18 protein-coding genes and 1 tRNA gene are annotated in these 20332 nt (G+C 72.6%); 6 read left to right on the top strand and 13 right to left on the bottom strand.

The genetic code is table 11. From position 1 onward, the window contains the following. Window positions 1-6: 6 nt before the first annotated feature. The 6 genes from tmk to QUG92_RS01665 all read right to left on the bottom strand — a co-directional run bounded on the left by tmk (window position 7) and on the right by QUG92_RS01665 (window position 6596). Window positions 7-657 carry a dTMP kinase gene (tmk, locus tag QUG92_RS01690; RefSeq protein WP_289457451.1) on the bottom strand — a complete coding sequence of 217 codons (651 nt, stop codon included), beginning with the start codon at window positions 655-657 and terminating at the stop codon, window positions 7-9. Beyond that, window positions 654-3428, bottom strand: coding sequence for a type I DNA topoisomerase (topA, locus tag QUG92_RS01685; RefSeq protein ID WP_289457556.1), 2775 nt, complete (start codon window positions 3426-3428; stop codon window positions 654-656). The genes tmk and topA overlap by 4 nt, the downstream gene beginning before the upstream one ends. 461 nt (window positions 3429-3889) lie before the next feature. Then, window positions 3890-4234 carry a TadE family type IV pilus minor pilin gene (locus QUG92_RS01680; protein WP_182046015.1) on the bottom strand — a complete coding sequence of 115 codons (345 nt, stop codon included), beginning with the start codon at window positions 4232-4234 and terminating at the stop codon, window positions 3890-3892. Beyond that, entirely contained in the window at window positions 4231-4500 is a 270-nt protein-coding gene (locus tag QUG92_RS01675; RefSeq protein ID WP_259346083.1) for a DUF4244 domain-containing protein, read from the bottom strand. Before QUG92_RS01675 ends, QUG92_RS01680 begins: the two co-directional genes overlap by 4 nt. An 84-nt stretch (window positions 4501-4584) precedes the next feature. Next, entirely contained in the window at window positions 4585-5466 is an 882-nt protein-coding gene (locus QUG92_RS01670; RefSeq protein WP_289457450.1) for a type II secretion system F family protein, read from the bottom strand. Further along, window positions 5463-6596 (bottom strand): TadA family conjugal transfer-associated ATPase, encoded by a 1134-nt coding sequence (locus QUG92_RS01665; RefSeq protein WP_289457449.1) that lies wholly within the window; start codon window positions 6594-6596, stop codon window positions 5463-5465. The genes QUG92_RS01670 and QUG92_RS01665 overlap by 4 nt, the downstream gene beginning before the upstream one ends. 553 nt (window positions 6597-7149) lie before the next feature. On the opposite strand from QUG92_RS01665, the gene acs reads away from it, so the two are divergent. After that, entirely contained in the window at window positions 7150-9102 is a 1953-nt protein-coding gene (gene acs, locus QUG92_RS01660; RefSeq protein ID WP_289457448.1) for an acetate--CoA ligase, read from the top strand. A 78-nt stretch (window positions 9103-9180) separates the two neighbouring features. Here the strand turns inward: acs and QUG92_RS01655 are convergent, their stop codons facing one another. Together QUG92_RS01655 and sp36 are read right to left on the bottom strand one after the other, a co-directional pair. Continuing rightward, window positions 9181-9642, bottom strand: a complete 462-nt coding sequence (locus tag QUG92_RS01655) for a RidA family protein (RefSeq protein ID WP_289457447.1) — start codon at window positions 9640-9642, stop codon at window positions 9181-9183. After that, a complete protein-coding gene (sp36, locus tag QUG92_RS01650) occupies window positions 9639-9797 on the bottom strand; it encodes a Sp36 family protein (RefSeq protein WP_182046010.1) in 159 nt (52 codons plus the stop codon). Before sp36 ends, QUG92_RS01655 begins: the two co-directional genes overlap by 4 nt. A gap of 50 nt (window positions 9798-9847) precedes the next feature. On the opposite strand from sp36, the gene QUG92_RS01645 reads away from it, so the two are divergent. From QUG92_RS01645 to QUG92_RS01625, 5 genes are all read left to right on the top strand, one after another. Next, window positions 9848-12409 (top strand): transglycosylase domain-containing protein, encoded by a 2562-nt coding sequence (locus QUG92_RS01645; protein ID WP_289457446.1) that lies wholly within the window; start codon window positions 9848-9850, stop codon window positions 12407-12409. Beyond that, window positions 12406-13362: a metallophosphoesterase gene (locus QUG92_RS01640; protein WP_289457445.1), complete on the top strand. Its 957-nt coding sequence runs from the start codon at window positions 12406-12408 to the stop codon at window positions 13360-13362. The genes QUG92_RS01645 and QUG92_RS01640 overlap by 4 nt, the downstream gene beginning before the upstream one ends. Before the next feature lie 109 nt (window positions 13363-13471). Then, window positions 13472-13545: transfer RNA gene (locus QUG92_RS01635), tRNA-Pro, on the top strand. A gap of 191 nt (window positions 13546-13736) precedes the next feature. Next, window positions 13737-14765 carry a sensor histidine kinase gene (locus tag QUG92_RS01630; protein WP_289457444.1) on the top strand — a complete coding sequence of 343 codons (1029 nt, stop codon included), beginning with the start codon at window positions 13737-13739 and terminating at the stop codon, window positions 14763-14765. Continuing rightward, on the top strand, window positions 14762-15382 hold the full coding sequence (locus QUG92_RS01625) for a response regulator transcription factor (RefSeq protein WP_289457443.1): 621 nt from the start codon (window positions 14762-14764) through the stop codon (window positions 15380-15382). The genes QUG92_RS01630 and QUG92_RS01625 overlap by 4 nt, the downstream gene beginning before the upstream one ends. Before the next feature lie 21 nt (window positions 15383-15403). Here the strand turns inward: QUG92_RS01625 and QUG92_RS01620 are convergent, their stop codons facing one another. The 5 genes from QUG92_RS01620 to QUG92_RS01600 form a co-directional block, all read right to left on the bottom strand. Then, entirely contained in the window at window positions 15404-16441 is a 1038-nt protein-coding gene (locus QUG92_RS01620; RefSeq protein WP_289457442.1) for an LLM class flavin-dependent oxidoreductase, read from the bottom strand. 94 nt (window positions 16442-16535) lie between these two features. After that, entirely contained in the window at window positions 16536-17171 is a 636-nt protein-coding gene (locus QUG92_RS01615; protein ID WP_289457441.1) for a thymidine kinase, read from the bottom strand. After that, window positions 17171-17872, bottom strand: coding sequence for a response regulator transcription factor (locus QUG92_RS01610; protein WP_259346082.1), 702 nt, complete (start codon window positions 17870-17872; stop codon window positions 17171-17173). Before QUG92_RS01610 ends, QUG92_RS01615 begins: the two co-directional genes overlap by 1 nt. Beyond that, a complete protein-coding gene (locus tag QUG92_RS01605) occupies window positions 17859-19037 on the bottom strand; it encodes a hypothetical protein (protein ID WP_069712167.1) in 1179 nt (392 codons plus the stop codon). The genes QUG92_RS01610 and QUG92_RS01605 overlap by 14 nt, the downstream gene beginning before the upstream one ends. Next, a complete protein-coding gene (locus QUG92_RS01600; protein ID WP_289457440.1) occupies window positions 19034-20272 on the bottom strand; it encodes a sensor histidine kinase in 1239 nt (412 codons plus the stop codon). Before QUG92_RS01600 ends, QUG92_RS01605 begins: the two co-directional genes overlap by 4 nt. Between the last annotated feature and the right edge of the window lie 60 nt (window positions 20273-20332).

Genomic DNA, 20332 nt, shown 5'->3' with positions numbered 1-20332 from the left:
CGGTCGTCACGATGCGCTCGGGTCCGGGGCCGGGATCCCGACGAGCGCGCCGACGGCGGTGCGCACGGCGCGTTGGACGTCCTCGGCAGGAGCCGACGCGTCGACGACCAGGAACCGGGCCGGTTCCGCGGCGGCCGCGTCGAGGAACGCGCCGCGGACGGTCTCGTGGAAGGCGGCGGCCTCGGACTCGAGCCGGTCGAAGGTGTCGCCCCGCGCCGCGGCCACACGGGCGCGGCCGACCGTGACGTCGAGGTCGAGCAGCACGGTCAGGTCAGGCGCGAGGCCGTCGGCGGCCCACTCCGACACCGATCGGATGCGGTCGGCCCCGAGGCCCCTCGCGACGCCCTGGTAGGCCACGGAGGAGTCGATGTAGCGGTCCTGCAGCACGACCTCGCCGCGCTCGAGGGCCGGCCGGACGACCGTCTCCACGTGGTGGGCACGGTCGGCCGCGTAGAGCAGGGCCTCCGCACGCGGGGCGACGTGGCCCCGCTCGTGCAGCACCATCTCGCGGATGCGCTGCCCGAGGTCCGTGCCCCCGGGCTCACGCGTCCGCACGACCGTCCGACCGCTGGCCTCGAGCCAGTCGGTGAGCAGTGCGGCCTGGGTGGTCTTGCCCGCGCCGTCACCGCCCTCGAGGGTGATGAACCGTCCGGTCACTTCTTCTTGGCCGGCGCCTTGCGGGCCGGGGCCTTCTTCTTCACCGGACCCTTGGCGCGCTTGTCGGCGATGAGCTGCACGGCGCGCGCGTGGTCGACCGTCTCGATGTCCTCGCCGCGCGGGATGGTCGCGTTCGTCTCGCCGTCGGTGACGTACGGACCGAAGCGGCCGTCCTTCATCTTGATCGGCTTGCCGGACACCGGGTCGGCGTCGAACTCCTTGAGCGCGGCACTCGCGGTCCGCTTCGCACCGTACTTCGGCTGCGCGAACAGCTCGATCGCGCCGGGGAGGTCGACGTCGAAGATCGCGTCCTCGCTCGGCAGCGTCCGGGTGTCGGTGCCCTTCTTGATGTACGGGCCGTAGCGACCGTTCTGCGCCGTGATGTCCTCGCCGGACTCCGGGTCCTTCCCGACGACGCGGGGCAGGTCGAGGAGCTTGAGCGCGGTCTCCAGGTCCACCGTCTGCGGATCCATCGACTTGAACAGGGACGCGGTGCGCTCCTTGGGCGCCGCGGCCTTCTTCGTCGTCTTCTTCGCGGGGGCCTTCGCCGTGGTCTTCGAGGCGGCCTTCGTCGTGGTCGACGTCGGAGCCTGCTCGGCGGCAGCCTCGACGACCTCGCCGGTGGACGGGTCGACCGTCGGCTCCGGCTCCGGGGTGCGCTCCGTCACGTAGGGGCCGAAGCGGCCGTCCTTCGCGAGGACCTCCTTGCCGGTCTCGGGGTTGATGCCGACGACGCGGTCCCCGACGACGGGCGCGTCGACGAGCTCCTGCGCCTTCTCGACGGTGAGCTCGTCGGGCGCGAGGTCCTCGGGCACGTTGACGCGCCGGGGCTTCTCCGGGTCGTCGCTCGGGACCTCGATGTACGGGCCGTAGCGGCCGATGCGCAGGGTGAGACCGGGCGCGAGCTCGACCGAGTTGATGTCGCGCGCGTCGATCTCGCCGAGGTTGTCGATGACCGTCCGGAGCCCACGGTGGTCGTCACCGCCGAAGTAGAACCCCTTGAGCCAGTCGATGCGGTCGGCGTCGCCGCTCGCGATCCGGTCGAGGTCTTCCTCCATCCCGGCGGTGAAGTCGTACTGCACGAGGTCGCCGAAGTGGTCTTCGAGCAACCGGACCACGCTGAACGCGATCCAGTTCGGCACGAGGGCGCTCCCCCGCTGGGTGACGTACCCGCGGTCCATGATCGTCGAGATGATCGCCGCGTACGTCGACGGACGACCGATCCCGAGCTCCTCGAGCGTCTTCACGAGGCTGGCCTCGGTGTAGCGCGGCGGCGCCGACGTGTCGTGCCCCTTCGCCTCGACGTCGCTCACGCCGAGGTGGTCGCCCTCGGCCATCTGCGGGAGCTTGGCGTCGCCGTTGTCCCCGCCGTGGCGGTCCTCGTCGCGGCCCTCTTCGTAGGCGTTGAGGAACCCGCGGAAGGTGATGACGGTGCCGGACGCCGTGAACTCGGCGTCGGTGCCGGTGGCGGTCGCGGCGATGCCGGCGACCGGCTCCGTCGCCGTGATGCCGAGCACGACCGACGCGGTCGAGCCCTTGGCGTCCGCCATCTGCGAGGCGACCGTGCGCTTCCAGATGAGGTCGTAGAGCCGCCAGTCGTTGCCGCGCAGCACGCCCTCCATCTCGGACGGGGTGCGGAAGGTGTCACCGGCGGGGCGGATCGCCTCGTGCGCCTCCTGCGCGTTCTTGCTCTTGCCCGCGTAGCTGCGCGGCTTCTCCGGGATCGTCTCCGGGCCGTACAGCGCGGAAGCCTGCTTGCGGGCCGCGGTGACGGCCTGCTGCGACAGGGACGACGAGTCCGTTCGCATGTAGGTGATGTGGCCGTTCTCGTAGAGCGACTGGGCCACGCTCATGGTCTGGCGCGCGGAGAACCGGAGCTTGCGCGCGGCCTCCTGCTGCAGCGTCGACGTCGTGAAGGGCGCGGCGGGTCGACGCGTGTACGGCTTCGACTCGACGCTCCGCACGACCGCGTCGCCGGCGCCCTCGAGCACCGCAGTCAGGGCGGCGGCGGACGCCTCGTCGAGACGGACGGCCTCACCCTTGAGCGCACCGCGGTCGTCGAAGTCGCGTCCGGAGGCGACCCGTGTGCCCTGCAGGCGGGCGAGCCGCGCGGTGAAGGCGGTGTCGCCGACCTTCTCGAAACGGGCGGACAGGTCCCAGTAGTTCGCGGAGACGAAGGCGAGCCGCTCGCGCTCCCGGTCGACGACGAGACGGGTCGCCGCGGACTGCACGCGACCCGCCGAGAGTCCGGGGCCGACCTTGCGCCAGAGCACCGGCGAGACCTCGTACCCGTAGAGACGGTCGAGGATGCGGCGGGTCTCCTGCGCGTCGACCAGCGCGGTGTCGAGCTCGCGGGTGGCCTCCTTCGCGCGCTGGATGGCCTCCTTGGTGATCTCGTGGAACACCATGCGCTTGACCGGCACCTTGGGCTTGAGCACCTGCAGGAGGTGCCACGCGATGGCCTCGCCCTCGCGGTCCTCATCGGTTGCGAGGAAGAGCTCGTCGGCTTCCTTCAGCGCCCGCTTGAGCTCGGTGACCGTCTTCTTCTTCGCGTCGGAGACGACGTAGTAGGGCTCGAAGCCGTTGTCGACGTCGACCGAGAACTTGCCGAGCGAACCCTTCTTGAGCTCGGCGGGCAGGTTCTTGGGCTCGACGAGGTCACGGATGTGTCCGACGGACGCCTGGACCTCGTATCCGTCACCGAGGTATTGCGCGATCGTCTTCGCCTTCGCGGGGCTCTCGACGATCACGAGCTTCTTCGTGCCTGGCACGTGTCTCCTTGATCGATGGTGCGTGCCGGCCCTGGACGCCAGCGGAGTCCGGGTCGACCGGGACGACGGTGACCGGGGGCCGACGTGCACACCATACACACCCTGTTCGGACGTGCTGGTCGCCGGACCGGCGACGGCGACCGCGCTCACGGCGAACGGTCCCGGGGCGACGACGACCCGCACGCGGGCGGTCGCCGACCGTGTGGCGCAGGAGCCGAGCGCCGCGCCGTTCGCGGCCGCCACCCGGCCGGCCGTGGCGCAGGGCGTCCCCGCGACCCGACCGACCAGCACCGCCGCCGCGGCGAGCGCAGCGGCGTCGGCCGCGGTGCGTGCCCGGACGTCGCCGACGCGCATCCGCGCCGCTCCCAGGGCCGCCGTGGCCACGACGAGGACGACGGCCACGGCGGCGACGAGCAGGACGGTCGCCGTCCCGTGGTCGTGCCGTGCTCGTGCACCGGCGGTCACCGCCCGCCCTCCGCGGCACAGCCGGTCGCCCGGAGCGGCAGGAGGGCGAACGGCCCGGGAGCGGCCGCCCGGAGATCGACGCACACGAGGCCGTCCGAGCGGCGGATCGACGACGACGCCCCGGGCGCGCCGGACGACACCGCGGTCGCGGCCGCCCCGTCGTCCCCGCGCCCGAGGGCCCGCGCTGCGGCACCGGCGGTGTCCTGGAGTCGCCCGGCTCGGTCGGCGAGCACGACGCCCGCGACGAGCGACACCAGGACCAGGGTGACGACGGGCAGCGCGACCGCGAACTCGACGGTCACGCTCCCCCGGTCGCCCTGCCCGCGGTCGGAGGCGATCACGGGACCAGCGCCCCGCGGACCAGGTCGGTCAGGACCTGCTGGACCTCGCCCGAGCGCATCACCGCGACGAGGACGCCCGCGAAGGCGACCGCGGCGAGGATGACCACGGCGTACTCCGCCGTCGCCGATCCGCGGTCGCCGGCGAGCCGGCTGCGGACCGCCCGCTCCCAGCGCCGCCCGGCGCGGACGCGGACGCGCCGCCGCTCCCGCTCCCGCTCCCGCCCTCGGCCTGTCGCGGTCCGTCGTGCTGCCCTGGTGTCGGTCATCCCGTTCCCCTCTCTCCTGTCGTGCTCCAACGGTCGTGCACCGCGGCGGCCCGCACCCCGTCGATGCGTCGGTCTGTGGACGCCTCACCCGAGTCCGCCGACGGTGGAGGACAGGACCCCGACCACGACGGGCACGACCCCGACCAGGACGAACGCCGGCAGCACGCAGGTGCCGAGCGGCAGCACGAGCCGCACCGCCAGCCGCTCCGCCCCGGCCAGTCCCGCCGCGGCCGCGTCGTCGCGGACGTCCTCCGCCGCTGCACGCAGCAGTCCCGCCGCCGGTACCCCCGCCCGTCGCCCCAGGTCGAGCGCCTCCCGCAGCCGTGCGGCGACCTCCGGCCCGGGCTCGGTCGGCAGGCCGGCGTCGGCGAGCGCCGCACGCACGGTCTCCTCGGCCGTCTGCCACGACCCGCCCCCGGTCAGCGCCACCGCCCACGCGTCCAGCTCGATCCCGGGGATCCGTCCTTCGGGGACGGTACGGAGCACGAGGAGCCGTGTCCAGCGTCGACCGACCGCGACGAGGCCGGCGGCGAGGGCCGAGCACGCCCAGCCGACCGGCCGCGTCAGCAGGACCTCGGCCGCGCCGGCGTCCCACGCCCAGCCGAGCCCGAGACCCAGGAGCGGCAGCGCGAGCACGACGCGCGCACTCGTCCGGGGCCCGGCGAGCGCGACGCGCACCGCTCGGTCCGCCGCGGCGCTCCTGCGCATCGCGGCCGAGAGCGCGCGGAGCGCCTCGGCGGACGGCGCCCCGCTCCGGGCCGCGACGTCGAGGACGACCCGCACGTCCCGCCACGCCGGATCCGCGGACGCCGGACGGCCCCCGACGAGTGCCCAGGCGCGGGGTGCCGGGACCCCCGCGGCGACGAGCACGGCGACGCGGTCGAGGACCCGCGCGGCCGCCGACGCGTCGTCGGTGCCCGGGACCCGACCAGGAGGACCGCGACGCGCAGCCGGCCGGCCGGTCACACCCGGCCGACGCCCCGGACCGGACGTACGGCGAGCCGAGCGTCGCCGTCGACCACGCAGGAGCCCACCGCGGCGAGACCCCGCCTCGACCCCGAGCGTTCGAGGTGCACGACGAGGTCCACCGCGCTCACCACCTGCCGGGCGAGCGCCTCCGGCCCGAGCCCGGCGAGTGCACCGAGGGCCTCGAGCCGGGCCGCGACGTCCTGCAGGCCGTTGGCGTGCAGCGTCCCCGCACCGCCGTCGTGCCCGGTGTTGAGGGCGGACAGCAGTTCCCGCACCTCCGCGCCCCGGCACTCGCCCACCACGAGCCGGTCCGGCCGCATGCGCAGCGCCTCCCGCACCAGCCGGTCGAGCCCGATCGCGCCCACGCCCTCCGCGTTCGCCTGCCGCGCCTCGAGCGCGACGACGTGCGGGTGGTCGACGCGGAGCTCCGCGACGTCCTCGACGGTGACGATGCGCTCGTCGTGCGGGACCGCCGCCAGCATCGCCGCCAGCACCGTCGTCTTGCCGCTGCCGGTGGCGCCCGTGACGAGCACGTTCCGCCGCTCGGCCACCGCGCGCTCGAGCACCGCGCGCGGGACGGCCCGGAACGCACCGCGGCGTTCGAGGGACGCGAGCGTCGGTCGGTCCGGCGACGGGAGCCGCACCGACAGTGCGGTGCCGCCCACCGAGACCGGCGCGAGCACGACGTGCACCCGGACGCCGTCGCCGTGCCGGACGTCGGCGCACGGTGTCGTCTCGTCGACGTGTCGTCCGCCGAGGGCCACGAGTTCCGCGGCGAGCGCCCGGACACGCCGCTCGGGCAGGTCCGGTGGGACGCGCTCGAGGCCGCGCCCCCGGTCCACCCACGTTCCGCGACCGCCGACGACGAGGACGTCCGTGGTGGCGGCGTCCGTGACGAGCGCGGCGAGTTCCTCGAACGCCGCGGCGTCCACCGCCCTGCGGCCCCGGGTGGGGAGCCGGTGTGCGCCCGGCAGGAACGGCTCGTCGACCACGGACGCCAGGTGCGCGGCGGGCGGACGGCGGACGGGCACGGCGGGCGGAGACGACCCGGCCGCGGCCCGGTCGAGCGGGAGCCCGCCGTCCGGGGACCGACGGGACCTGGGGAGCTCGGCTCGGTGACGGTGCATGGCGACGACGGTAGGGCGGCGGCGTGCTCGGGTGTCCGCCGTCTGCGCACCCTTGTTGGTAGCGGCGACCATCCACACCAACGGCGGGTTTTGTACCCCGCGACGGAATCCCGTACCCCGTTCGGCTCCGGCCCCGTCAGCACGTCGCGCGACCGTCTCCCGGCCCGGTCCGCAGAACGCCGCACCGTCCCGATCACGACCGCTCGGGGCAACGTCTGCAACGAGCGCGTGGACAGGTCTGTCCACGGTTCGGCACCAGCACGCGGATCGCTGCGACCCTGCCCGGAGCACTCCGCGACACCCGTCGGACAAAAAGAAGAGGCGGCACCGGTTGGGGGGAACTGGTGCCGCCTTGACATCGGTGGATTGGGGGGAATCCGACCCGGTGCCGCCGGAAACGAGTCCGGCAGGAACCACTGTACCCCATGAACACCCGTGCTCGGCAACCCCCGCGACCGGATGTCCGAGCGGCGCCCGCCCGGGTCGCTGCGGCGCGCCGACCGAGGGGTAGTCTCCGACTGCACCCCTGCCGCACCGACGCGAGAGGACACCGATGTCCACACCGATCCGGGCCGACGAACGCCACGACGACGGCCCCACCTTCGCCCCCACCGCGGCCTTCGTCGCCGACGCCGTCGCCGGCGAGGACCTGCACACGGCCGCCACCGCCGACCGCGAGGCCTTCTGGGCCGACCAGGCACGCAGCCTGCTGGACTGGCGGACACCGTTCACCCGGACGCTCGACTGGTCCGACGCCCCGTTCGCCAGGTGGTTCGACGACGGCGAGCTCAACGTCGCCGAGAACTGCCTGGACCGCCACGTCCGCGCCGGCAACGGGGACCGGGTCGCGATCCACTTCGAGGGCGCCCCCGGCGACACCCGCCGCATCACCTACGCGGAGCTCACCGCCGAGGTGCACCGCGCCGCGAACATGCTGACCGACCTCGGCGTCGAGCAGGGCGACCGCGTGGTCGTCTACATGCCGCTCGTGCCCGAGGCCGTCGTCACGATGCTCGCCGTCGCCCGCATCGGCGCGGTGCACTCCGTCGTCTTCGGCGGCTTCAGCGCCGAGAGCCTCCGCGCCCGTATCGAGGACGCCGGCGCGAAGCTCGTCGTCACCGCCGACGGCGGCTGGCGACGCGGAGCGGTCTCGCCGCTCAAGCCCGCGGTCGACGAAGCCCTGACCGGCGCGGGCACGGACACCGTCGAGCACGTCCTCGTCGTCAAGCGCGGCGGCAACGACATCGCCTGGACCGACCGCGACCTGTGGTGGCACGACGAACTGGCGAAGGCCGCTCCCGAGCACGAGGCGCAGGCGTTCCCCGCCGAGACGCCCCTGTTCATCCTCTACACCTCGGGCACGACCGGGAAGCCGAAGGGCATCGTGCACACCTCCGGCGGCTACCTGACCCAGGCCGCGTACACGCACCGGAACGTGTTCGACATGCACCCGGAGAAGGACGTCTACTGGTGCACCGCCGACATCGGGTGGATCACCGGACACTCCTACGTCGTCTACGGCCCGCTCGCGAACGGCGTCACGCAGGTGCTCTACGAGGGCACGCCCGACGAGCCGCAGCCCGGTCGCTGGTGGGACATCGTCGACTCCTACGGCGTCACGGTCCTCTACACCGCGCCGACCGCCGTCCGCGCCGCCATGAAGGCCGGCCGGCAGATCCCCGAGGCCCGCAGCCTCGAGTCGCTCCGCCTGCTCGGCAGCGTCGGCGAGCCGATCAACCCCGAGGCCTGGCAGTGGTACCGCCAGGTCATCGGGCACGACCGCACGCCGATCGTCGACACCTGGTGGCAGACCGAGACCGGCGCGATCATGATCTCGGCACTGCCCGGCGTCACCAAGCTCAAGCCCGGCGCCGCGCAGACCCCGCTGCCGGGGATCGTCGCCGAGATCGTCGACGAGGAGGGCCACCGCGTCGACCCGGGCGAGAGCGGCTACCTCACCGTCACCGAGCCGTGGCCGTCGATGGCCCGTGGCATCTGGGGCGATCCGGACCGCTTCGTCGAGACCTACTGGGACCGCTTCCCCGGTCGCTACTTCGCGGGCGACGGCGCACGCCTCGACGGGCAGGGCGACATCTGGGTGCAGGGACGCGTCGACGACGTCATGAACGTGTCGGGCCACCGCCTCTCGACCGCGGAGATCGAGTCGGCACTCGTCGGTCACGAGGGCGTGGCCGAGGCGGCCGTCGTCGGCGCGGCCGACGAGACCACCGGTCAGGCCGTCGTCGCGTTCGTCATCCTGACCGCCGAGGCGGCGGAGGGCGTCGACCGTGACGCGGTCGCGAAGGAGCTGCGCGACTGGGTCGGCAAGCGGATCGGTGCGATCGCGAAGCCGCGGCAGGTGGTCGTGGTCCCGGAGCTGCCGAAGACGCGCTCCGGCAAGATCATGCGGCGCCTGCTCCGCGACGCGGCCGAGGGCCGCCGCATCGGCGACACGACCACGCTCGCCGACCCGACGATCATGGCGACCATCGCGGAACTCATGTGACGCGCGGAACGTGGGCAGGGCCTCCAGTCCGTCCGAACTGGAGGCCCTGCCCACGTGACCTGGATCGCTGACGGTCCGTCAGTCGGTCAGCTCCACGACCAGCTCGACCTCGACCGGCGCGTCCAGCGGCAGCACCGCGACGCCCACTGCGCTGCGCGCGTGGACGCCGGCGTCCCCGAGGACCTCGCCGACGAGGGTCGAGGCCCCGTTCGCGACGCCGGGCTGCCCGGTGAACGACGGGTCGGACGCGACGAAGACCGTGACCTTGACGACGCGCGCGACGCGGTCGAGCGACCCGGCCACGGACGCGACGGCCGCCAGCGCGTTCAGGGCGGCGACCCGGGCCTGGGCGGTCGCGGTGTCCGCGTCGACCCCGGCCCCCACCTTGCCGGTGACGGGCAGCGCACCGTCGACGAAGGGCAGCTGGCCGGCCGTGTACACGTACTTCCCGGTGACGACGGCGGGCACGTAGGCGGCGACCGGCGCCGCGACGCCGGGGAGCTCGATGCCGAGCTCGGCGAGCCGGTCGGCGACGCTCACGCGTCGGCCTTCGGGCGCTTCAGGTAGGCGACGAGCCCGCCCTCGGGGCCGCTGACGACCTGGACCAGCTCCCACCCCTCGGAACCGAAGTTGTTCAGGATCGCGGCCGTGTTGTGGATGAACAACGGAGCGGTGAAGTACTCCCACTGAGTCATGCGGTTCCTTGCCAGCCTTTCAGTCGTGGGCGTCGTTTAGGCTGCATCCTATGTCTGCCCAGAAGTCTGCCTCGCGGACCAAGCCCGTCTCCGCGATCGGCGCCTTCGTCGGTTTCGTCGGTTTCAGTGCGCTCGCTGGTCTGCTGGTCACGATCGGGGTCACCCCGGCCATCGCCGTCGCCGGTGTCACGACCACCTCGACGATCGGCGTGTTCGAGTCGCTGCCGGAGTACATCGAGATCGGTGACCTCCCGCAGCGCAACGAGATCTACGCGTACGCCAACGGCAAGCCGGTCAAGCTCGCGACGGTCTACGACCAGAACCGCGAGGAGCTCAAGTACGACCAGATCAGCGACCAGCTGAAGAACGCCGCCATCGACGGCGAGGACAAGCGCTTCTGGGACCACGGCGGCGTGGACATGACCTCCCTCGTGCGCGCCGGTGTGGGCAGCATCGCCGGCGGGCTCGGCGAGTCGGGCGGTGGCTCGACGCTCACGATGCAGCTCGTGCGCAACATCAAGATGCAGCAGGCCCTCGAGCTCCCCACGCAGGAGGAGCGCGAGAAGGCGTACAACGACGCCGTCGAGCAGACCATCCCCCGCAAGCTCGAGGAGATGAAGCTCGCGATCGGCCTGGCGAAGAAGTACTCGCACGAGGAGATCCTCACCGGGTACCTCAACATCGCCTACTTCGGCGACCAGACGTACGGCGTGCAGGCCGCCGCGCAGCACTACTTCAACAAGTCGGCGACCGACCTCACGCCGGCCGAGGCCGCGTCGATCCTCGCGATCGTGCAGTCCCCGAACACGCGCAACCTGGCGTCGGAGAAGAACTACGAGGCCAACAAGGCCCGCCGCGACGTCATCCTCAAGTCGATGTACGCGCAGAAGCACCTGTCCAAGGCCGACTTCGACCAGGCGATCGCGTCGAACCCGAAGGACTACGTCCACCTCACCGAGCCGCAGCAGGGCTGCCAGTCGGCCGCGGGCAACGGCGCGCAGTTCTTCTGCGACTACGCCGTCAAGGTCGTCAAGAAGATGTCGCAGCTCGGCGGCACCCAGAAGGAACTTGACCAGGCCTGGCGGAACGGTGGGTACACCATCCAGACGAGCCTCGACATCAACCTGAACGGCCAGCAGAAGGACCTGCTGAACGCGCACGACCCGAACACCGAGGCACGCTTCGCGCTCGGATCCACGATGAACTCGATCGAGGCGTCGACCGGCCGCATCCTGACGATGGCGCAGAACAAGGACTACGACCAGTCCATCAAGTCGCCGCCCACCGCGACCTCGCTCAACTACTCGGTCGACGAGGGGTTCGGCGGTTCGAAGGGGTTCCAGACCGGCTCGACCTACAAGGTCTTCACGTTGCTCGACTGGCTCAAGACCGGCCACGGTCTGAACGAGACCGTCAGCGGCACCCCGCGGCTCATGCAGAGCGGCTGGACCGAGTGCGGACAGCCCTACTACGCCGGCGGCTACACGCCGAAGAACGACAGCCCCGGTGAGAACGGCAACTTCACCGTCGCCCGGGCGACTGCCCTCTCCGTCAACGTCGCCTTCCTCAACATGGCGCAGAAGCTCGACCTGTGCGACATCCGCGACACCGCGAAGTCGCTCGGCGTGCACCGCGCCGACGGCGGCGACCTGAAGTCGAACCCGACTTCGGTCCTCGGCATCAACGAGATCGCTCCGATGACGATGGCCTCCGCCTACGCGACGATCTCGAACGGCGGCACGTACTGCGAGCCGATCGCGATCGACCAGGTCACCGACGCGACCGGCAAGAAGCTCGGCGGGCAGACCAAGCAGTGCAAGCAGGTCCTCGACCCGAGCGTGGCTGCGACGGCCGCGTTCGCACTCAAGGGCACGATCCAGTACGGCACCGCGGTCGGTGCCCAGACCGCGGACGGCACCCCGATGTTCGCGAAGACCGGTACGACCGACGACGCGGACCAGATCTGGCTCGTGGGCGGCAGCTCGAAGGTCGCCACCGCCTACTGGCAGGGCAACACGGACGGCGGGAAGGCCAACCTGCGGCACTACTACAGCGGTGCCGGTGGCTCGTACGCGAGCGCCCGTGCCGACGTGTGGCGGCAGGCGATGACCCCGATCAACCAGATCTACCCGGGTGATGCGTTCCCCGCTCCGTCGCAGACCGCCCTGCGCGGCAACTCGCTCAACGTCCCCGACGTGACGGGCAAGACCGCGGACGAGGCACGGTCGACGCTCGCCGGCGCCGGCTTCACCTACGTCGACGGCGGCACGCAGGCCGGTGGCGGCACCGCCGGCACCGTCTCGTCGACCTCGCCGGGAGCGGGGACGCTCCTGTCGCAGGGTTCGAGCGTCACCGTCTACACGACGGACGGCACGCAGACGACCGTGCCCGACGTCGCCGGCAAGTCCTTCGACGAGGCGCGCGGGCTCCTGCAGCAGGCCGGCTTCGCGAACGTGTCGACGACGAACCGCTACGCCAAGGGCGACGACGGCAAGAAGTGCACCGTGGCGAACGTCCGGCCCCAGGTCGGCGCGGCCGCGAGCAAGGACACCACCGTGTCGCTGCAGCTGTTCGGTGACCAGGACGGCAAGGCGCCGAAGGAGTGCCGGTGAGTCGGGGCCGCGCCGCGCTGGGGGTCATCGCAGCGGGCGCGGCCGTCGGAGCGGCGACGGCGACGTGGGGTTCCCTCGTCGAGCGTCGCCGCTTCGGCATCCGCTGGGAGACCGTGCCCGTGCTTCCCGCGGGTTCGCGTGACGTCACCGTCCTGCACCTCTCCGACATCCACATGGCGCCGTGGCAGGCCGACAAGCAGCAGTGGCTGCGCGACCTCAGCCTGGTCGAGCCGGACTTCGTGGTGAACACCGGCGACAACCTCGGTCACGAGACGGCGAACGCGGCGGTCGAGTACGCGCTCGAGCCCTTCCGCGGCATCCCGGGTGCCTTCGCGCACGGGTCGAACGACTTCTACGGCCCCTCGCCCCGGAACCCCTTCAAGTACTTCACGGGACCGAGCAGCACGCACTCCGACCGACGTCCGGTCGGCCTCGACATCGACCGGCAGACGGCGTTCTTCGAGTCGCTCGGCTGGCTCGACGTCAACGACCAGGCGCACGCGATCGAACTCCGGGGATCGCGGTTCGAGCTCTTCGGCACCTCGGACGCGCACCGCGACTGGGACCGGCTCGACCTCCTGCCGACGAACGTCGACGAGATGCGCAGTACCGTCCCGTGGACCGAGGACGAGGACGGCCCCACCCCGGTCGCGATCGGGATCACCCACGCGCCGTACCGCCGGGTCCTCGATGCCTTCGTCGACCAGGGTGCGGACATCGTCTTCGCCGGGCACACCCACGGCGGACAGGTGCAGGTACCGGGCGTGGGGGCGCTCGTCACGAACTCGGACCTCCCCCGCCGTTACGTGAGCGGTCTGCACAAGTGGCAGCACCGCGGGCACTGGTCGTGGCTCGAGGTCTCCGCGGGGATCGGCACGTCGATCTACGCCCCGGTGCGGTTCTCGTGCCGCCCGGAGGCCGTCGTCGTGACCCTGACCGCGAAGACCGCCTGAGCCCGGCACCGACCGGTGCGACGCGCCCGGGTGTTCGCCCGATGGTCGTGAGCACCCTCGAACGTCCGGTAGACTTTCCTGGTCGCTCCGGTTCGGGGCGATCACACCGCGGGGTGTGGCGCAGCTTGGTAGCGCGCCTCGTTCGGGACGAGGAGGTCGCAGGTTCAAATCCTGTCACCCCGACACTGTGTTGAGACAGTGATGAAGCCCGGGTCCTCGGACCCGGGCTTCTGTTCTTCCCGGGCTCCTGTCCTGCCCCGGCTCCTGTCCTCCCCGGATCATCGCCGGATCCGCGGTCCCTCCTGTGTCCGTCGACACACACCGCCGTCCCGACCGCTGCTCCGCCGCGCTCCCCCGCTACGCTCGCAGGCGTCATGACGATCCCCGCCCCGCTCGCCGCCGTCCTCTCGGAGATCGGTACCCGCTTCCCCGACCTCGCCGACGACCCGGTGATGGCCCGGAGCCTGCTCGAGAACGTCACGTCGATGGTGGCCGAGGCGCACGAGCGCTACGCCTCGGGTGACGGCGTCGGGAGCATCGTCAGCGACCGCTACCTCGACCCGGACCACCTGGCCACGGGGGCGCTGCACGCCGAGCACGCCCAGCACCCCGCCGGGGCGATGCTCGCCGCCGAGATGCTGTTCGACGCGTACCTGCCGGTCTTCGTGGACGAGGTCGGCGCCAGCACCACCGCCGAGGTCCTGCGCGCGACACGGGCGCTGCACGCCGGGGTGTGGAGCCGCTTCCCGGCCGGCGCCATCGCCTACACCGAGGCACTCCGGCAACGGGTGACGACGGCGAACCTCGACTCGCGCACGCAGATCGCACGGGACCTGCACGACCGCGTCGCCCACGGGGTCCTCGCCGGCCTGCAGCGGCTCGACCTCGTGCTGCTCACCGACCCACCGCCACCGGAACGCTCCGAGCAGCTCGAGGGCGCCGCACGCCTGCTGCGTGCCGCGTTGACGGACGTCCAGGACCTCGCGGTGACCCTGCACGCGCGCGTCGGCGACGACCGGCTCGACGACGCCCTGCGACGGCACGTCGACGACCTCTTCCCGGGCGACGACCGCCTGACCGTCACCACGACGGGCGTCGGTGGCACGCTGCCGAACTGGAAGGCCGAGGAGGCCCTCACGATCCTGCTCGAGGCGCTCACCAACCGCCGGAAGCACGCGCCGGGATCCACCGCCTCCGTGACCTTCGCATGGACCGAGACGGCCGTGGTCGTCACCGTCCGCGACGACGGACCCGGCTTCACGCCCGGCTCGGGCGCGGACGGCCGGCTCGGCCAGCAGACCATGCGCGAGCGCGCCGGCGTGCTCGGCGCACGACTCGACGTCGAGAGTGCGCCCGGAGCGGGCACCACCGTCCGCCTGACCGTCCCGCGGGGGTCGATGTGACCGGCATCACCCACGTCGCACTGGTCGACGACCACCGGCTGTTCCGGGAGGGGCTCGCGACGATCCTGTCGTCCGTCCCGACCATCCGCGTGGTCGCGCACGGCGAGCGACCGTCCGACGTGCTCGACTCCCCCGAGGCGAACGCGATCGACGTCCTCCTGCTGGACGTCGAGCTCGACGGCCCGCCCGCACGCACCACCATCGCGACCGTCCGGCGGAACCACCCGCGGATCGCCGTGGTGGTGCTCACGATGCACCGGGACGCCGTGCTCCGCCGCGCGCTGCTCGACGCGGGCGCCGTCGACTTCCTGACGAAGGACACGCCGAGCCGCGAGCTCGTCGACCGCATCGTCCGAGCGACCCGCACCGACGCCGCGCCGGTGACCTTCCCGGTCGACCTGGTGACCGACGCCCGGGCCGGCTCACCGCTGAGCGACCGCGAGCTCGAGGTGCTCCGTCTCGTGGCCGCAGCCCGGTCCAACGCCGAGATCGCCGCCGAGCTCGGTCTCGCGGTCGGCACCGTCAAGCGGCACGTCTACAACGTGTTCCGCAAGCTAGACGTGGGCACGCGGGTCGCCGCCATCACCGCTGCGGCACGGCTCGGCCTGCTCGCCTGACGGCACCACGCGAGCGCGCCGTCAGACGGTCGCGCCCGCCGGGACCAGCCGGCCCTCGGCCTGCAGCGACGCGACGACCTCGAGCGCCTGGTGCCGGTACCGGGCCTGCGCCGCACCCGGTGCCACGATCACGCCGTCGGCACCGGTGGACGCGACGAGCTCGTTCATCTTCGCCGCGACCTGCTCCCGCGTCCCGTACGCCTGGCGCTCGGTCCGCGCGGCGATGAACCGACGCTCGAGGTCGGAGAACTCGTACGCGCGCGCCTCGTCCATCGACACCGGCTCGGGCTTCGCGCCCTGCCGCATCCGGATGAACGAGATCATGCCGGGAGCGCTCTGCTCGTCGACGACCGCGGGGTCCTCGTCGGTCACGACCTGCACGCCGATGAGCGCGTTCGGCGTCTGCCGGAAGCGCGACGGGCGGAACGAGTCGCGGTACAGCGCGAGGGCCGCCTCGGTGTTGTCGGAGGCGAAGTGGTGGGCGAAGGCGAACGAGACGCCGAGGGCACCGGCGACCTGCGCGCTGTAGCCGGAGGACCCGAGCAGCCAGAACTCCGGCACGTCGCCGTAGCCCGGCACGGCCCGGATGCGCGAGAGCGGGTTCGCCTCGTCCATGCCGGTGAAGAAGCCGATCAGGTCGGCGAGCTGCTGGGGGAAGTCGTCGACGTCGAGGCGGTCCGTCCGGCGCAGGGCCATCGCGGTCGCCCCGTCGGTCCCGGGTGCGCGGCCGATGCCGAGGTCGACCCGGTCGCCGTAGAGCGCCCGCAGCGTGCCGAACTGCTCCGCGACGACGAGCGGCGCGTGGTTCGGCAGCATGACCCCGCCGGAGCCGATGCGGATCCGCGAGGTCGCGGCACCCACGGCGCTGAGCAGCACCGCCGGTGCCGAGGACGTGATGCCGGGCATGCCGTGGTGCTCCGCGACCCAGATGCGCTCGTAGCCGAGCCGCTCCGCGTGGACCGCGGTGTCGATCGTGCCCTGCAGGGCCTCGGTGTTCGTCTGGCCGTACTCACGCGTGGCCAGGTCGAGGACGGACAGGTGCAGGGTTGCGTCGCTCATGCGGGGCACAACCGACGCCGGGGCGCGCACATTCCGCGACGGGAGGCGCGTGGCGGGCCCGCCACGCGCCTCCCGTAGGGTCACACGGTCGCGCTCAGTGCGCGAGCGCACCGTCCAGCCGCCCACCCGACTCCGTCAGGTAGCAGTTCGCGCAGAGCGACTCGTAGGTGACACCCGCTCCGTCGATCGCGACCTGCGAGCCGTCGAAGACGAACCGCCCGTCGACCTTCCGCGGGTTGAACACCGCCTTGCGTCCGCACCGGCAGATCGTCTTGAGCTCCTCGAGGGAGTGCGCGATCTCCAGCAGCCGGGCGCTCCCCGGGAACGCCTCGGTGCGGAAGTCGGTGCGGATGCCGTACGCGAGCACCGGGACGTCGTCGAGCACGGCGATCCGGAGCAGGTCGTCGACCTGTCGCGGTGTGAGGAACTGTGCCTCGTCGACGAGGACGCAGCTGACCGGCCGGACCATGCCGTCGAGACGAGCCGACTCCGGGTCGGTCGCACCGGCTTCCGCGACGGCCGCACGCACGTCGTCGTCCGGCGCGAACACGACGTCCACCGCCCGCGTCACCCCGAGGCGCGACACGATCTCGCGGTCACCCTTCGTGTCCACCGACGGCTTCGCGAGCAGGACCCGCTGCCCGCGCTCCTCGTAGTTGTACGCAGCCTGCAGGAGCCCGGTGCTCTTGCCGCTGTTCATGGCGCCGTACCGGAAGTAGAGCTTCGCCACTACGCGAGGAACCCGTCCTCGGCCGCACGGCGGATGAGGTCGGACTTCTTCGACGCGGGCCGACCGACCTTGCTGTACTTCTCGCGGACCCGACGCAGGTACGTCTTCGCGGTCTCGTACTGCACGTTCATCTGCGCGGCGACCTCGTTCGTCGAGTAGCCCGACACGTACAGGCGCAGCGCTTCTTCCTCACCGGCGCTGAGCTTCGGCCGCTGGTGCGCGTTCGCGCCGGTCGGCAGCGGACGCCAGTCGCGCTGGACCGGGGTCTCGCGGGACACGCCCATGACCTCGCGCGCCACGTCCATGACCTCGCGCATGGGCAGCGACTTCGACAGGAACGCCGCGGCGCCGGCGGCCAGCGCGCGGTCGCGGGACTCACGGCTGTCGACGCTCGACAGGACGATGACCTTCGCGCCCGCGGCCCGGCAGGTGCGCACCCGCGCCTCGATCGACACCGGCTCCTTGAGCTGGAAGTCGAGGAACACCAGGTCCGTCGGGAAGTTCTCGCTGTGCACCATCTCGAGCCACGTGTGGGCCGTCAGGGCGAGGTCGAAGTCGAAGGCGTTCACGGCGATCCAGCTCGACAGACTGTCGAGCAGCACCTCGTGGTCGTCGAGGATCGCCAGCCGCACGCGTCGGGTGCCGGGCTGCGGGAGCGGGGACCCGCCCTCCGTGGTCCGGGTCGGATCAGTGCTGGTCATAGGAGAACCTTAGTGCGAGGGACGATGGTCGGACCGCGACGTCGAGGTCGTGGAAGGTCACGCGGAGCACCGCGAAGTAGGGGTCGAAGGTGCGGTGGATGCCCACGTCGGAGTCGTCGACGGCGAGCTCCATGCGGACGGCGACGCGGCCGGCGGGAGCACCGGGCTCGTCGGCACGGCGGACCGTCGCGCGGAAGCGGGCGGGGTCGACCGTCGCCGCCCCGAGCGCCGCGCGCAGGAAGGTGCGGACGACCGTGCGCTGGTCGGCGTCGAGCGTCGCGATGAGCCCGTCCGGGTCGTCCACGGCCTCCGCCGGACCGCCGTCGACCACGACCGCGTACTCGAACCACGTCCGGTCGGCGTCCGCGACCATCGCCCGACGGATGCCGTCGGCGATCGCACGGGCACGGGCGCGGTCGGCGTCGGTGATGACCTCGCGGGTGCGGAGCTCGGCGAAGAACGGCGCGACGTCGCGCGCGAGGATGACCGAGCGGTCCTGCTGCACGCTCGCGGCGATGCCGTCACGCTCCGCGCGGGCCACCGAGTACGAACCGGCACGGATCTGCACCCGCTCGGCCAGGCCGCCGAAGGTCCACGCGAACACCACGGCCGCCGCGGTGAGCACGAGCGTCGGTGCCGCCGCGAGGAAGGCGGCCACCGCCACGGGCACCTGGTGCGGGAACACCGACGCGGAGACGCCCCAGGCCGCCGCGTCGACGGCGGCGAGCACGAGCCCGCCGACGGCGAGGTCGCGCCACGGGCGGTAGGGCGCGACGACGACGATCCCGGTCGCGGTCAGCAGGCACATGAAGTCGTTCAGGGCGTTCCGGTCCGGACCCCACTGGGCGGCGACGCTCGACACGGTCGCGACGGCGAGCAGGGCAACGTGGACGACGTACGCCCACCGCGGGAACGGCGCCCGGAAGGGTGAGGACGCGGTGACGACCACCGCTCCGGAGGCGGCGAGGACCAGCACGGTGAGCGCACTGAGCGTCGGGCTGCCGGGGACGTCACGGTCGAGCAGCGACACGAGCAGCGCCCACAGGACCCCACCGGCGCCGAGCACGACCGCGAGGGGCCGCGACCCCATGGCGCCGAGGGGGTCGTACTGCTGGGCGGTCCGGGAGCCCCGCGCGGCGGCGCGCACGACGTCGACGCGGCTCACCGGGTGTTCCCCCGGTCGGACTCGCCGGTCACGGCAAAGGCGTCCACCGTGTCCGCTCCAGCGGTCGGGTACGGCACGGACATCATCACGCTCGTACCCGACCCGGGCGAGGACCACACCTGCACGTCACCGCCGACCCGGCCGATGCGCTCGCGGACCGACCCGCGCAGGCCCATCCGGTCGGCCCCGGTCTCCTGCTCGTCGAACCCGCGGCCGTCGTCGACCACCATCACGGTGCACGAGGCGCCGTCGTCGAACACACTGACCTCCGCGGCGTCGGTGCCCGCGTGCTTCCGCACGTTCGACAGGCACTGGCCGACCGCGCGGAGCATCGCCGTCGACCCGGCGGCGTCCAACCGGCCCAGGGCGCTCGTGTCCCCGGTGACCGCGACACGCAGGCCCTCGGTCCGGTGCTCGTCGACCATCGCGTCGAACGCCGTCGTCGTGGCGTCCGGGTCCGCGTCGGCACCGGTGTCCGGCGCGGCGAGCCACTGCCGCCCGGTGAGCATCGCGACGTCGGTCTCGACGGTCCGGGCGAGCTGGGCGTCCATCGGGCCGTCCGGGGCGAGGGCGATGGCACCGAGGTGGTTGAGGACGGTGTCGTGCAGGATGGCGGCGGCCTCGGCCTCGACCCCCGCGCGGTAGGCCGAGACGTGCTCCTCACGCGCGGAGCGGAGGAGTTCGGGCTGCACGCGCTCCGACCGGGCGGTGTTGCGGCTCGTGAACAGCACGAGTGCGACCACGAACCCGAGCGTGATCCACGCGAGGACGAGCGGCCTCGGGGGTGCGTCGGCCTGGAGCACGGCGAGCGAGGTCGCGAGCCGACCGACCAGGAACCCGCCGAACGACCAGAGCACGACCCGTCCGGCCACGGCGCCCGCGCCGCCGACGAGCACGAGCGGGATCACCGCCAGCGAGAGGAGGTAGCTCGACACCCAGGCCGTCGGGACCTCGCGCTGCACGACGGTCGTGAACCACCAGGTGCACACGCCGCCGACGGCGAGGAACGCCACGGCGGAGCGCCAGGTGCCGAACTGCACGTGCACACCGATCATCGCGAGCATCGGCAGCAGCGCGAGCACTGCCCCGGCGACGCGGACGTCCGGCTCGGCCAGCCGGTAGAGCAGCAGGGTGACGGCGGCGGCGACGACGGACCCCACGGCAGCGGCGTGGAACGCCCGCACGGTCGACCACGCGTTCACTCGCGGTGCGAGGTGCGTGGGGATGCCGAGCACGGGTCCGTGGTCCTTCCGGGAGTCGTCCGGCCGCCGGTCTGCACGAGCACCCGCGGGGCG

It is taken from the genome of Curtobacterium citri, assembly GCF_030362955.1.
Lineage (GTDB): Bacteria > Actinomycetota > Actinomycetes > Actinomycetales > Microbacteriaceae > Curtobacterium > Curtobacterium citri.
This window is presented reverse-complemented; position numbering and strand designations above follow the sequence as displayed.

Excerpts from the sequence above, each read along its gene's own strand:
- QUG92_RS01620 (WP_289457442.1), bottom strand. The coding sequence starts at position 16,441 with ATGAGCGACGCAACCCTGCACCTGTCCGTCCTCGACCTGGCCACGCGT.
- QUG92_RS01675 (WP_259346083.1), bottom strand. The coding sequence starts at position 4,500 with ATGACCGACACCAGGGCAGCACGACGGACCGCGACAGGCCGAGGGCGG.
- sp36 (WP_182046010.1), bottom strand. The coding sequence starts at position 9,797 with ATGACTCAGTGGGAGTACTTCACCGCTCCGTTGTTCATCCACAACACG.
- acs (WP_289457448.1), top strand. The coding sequence starts at position 7,150 with ATGTCCACACCGATCCGGGCCGACGAACGCCACGACGACGGCCCCACC.
- QUG92_RS01630 (WP_289457444.1), top strand. The coding sequence starts at position 13,737 with ATGACGATCCCCGCCCCGCTCGCCGCCGTCCTCTCGGAGATCGGTACC.
- QUG92_RS01665 (WP_289457449.1), bottom strand. The coding sequence starts at position 6,596 with ATGCACCGTCACCGAGCCGAGCTCCCCAGGTCCCGTCGGTCCCCGGAC.
- QUG92_RS01610 (WP_259346082.1), bottom strand. The coding sequence starts at position 17,872 with ATGACCAGCACTGATCCGACCCGGACCACGGAGGGCGGGTCCCCGCTC.
- QUG92_RS01645 (WP_289457446.1), top strand. The coding sequence starts at position 9,848 with ATGTCTGCCCAGAAGTCTGCCTCGCGGACCAAGCCCGTCTCCGCGATC.